1 pseudogene is annotated in these 246 nt (G+C 70.3%); it reads right to left on the bottom strand.

What is annotated here, in order from left to right:
* Positions 1–246, bottom strand: a pseudogene (locus tag PU683_RS20815) (two-component sensor histidine kinase); the annotation flags it as partial.

Raw genomic sequence — 246 nt, 5'->3', positions numbered from 1 at the left:
GCCATCCTGACCGCCGAGTTGAACTGGGCGTTGCTGGCCAGCGCCGTGTACTCTTCGCCGAGCAGCACCACGTACAGATAGCCTTCGATCCGGCCATCAACCTTTAGCGGCGCGACGCTGAACACCTTGCGCCCGTCCGCGCTGCGCGGATCCTCGCCATACACCGGCATCGGCGCGCCACCGACCAGCGCCTGCAGCGGCGGCAGCGCGACCCGCTGCCGCTTCAGATGCCCGGCCGGCGCGGCG

It is taken from the genome of Candidatus Kosakonia sp. 282A-S69 (genome assembly GCF_029433855.1).
In the GTDB taxonomy this organism is placed as follows: domain Bacteria; phylum Pseudomonadota; class Gammaproteobacteria; order Enterobacterales; family Enterobacteriaceae; genus Kosakonia; species Kosakonia cowanii_A.
The sequence above is the reverse complement of the archived record's forward strand: the minus strand, read 5'-3'. Positions and strand labels throughout refer to the sequence as shown.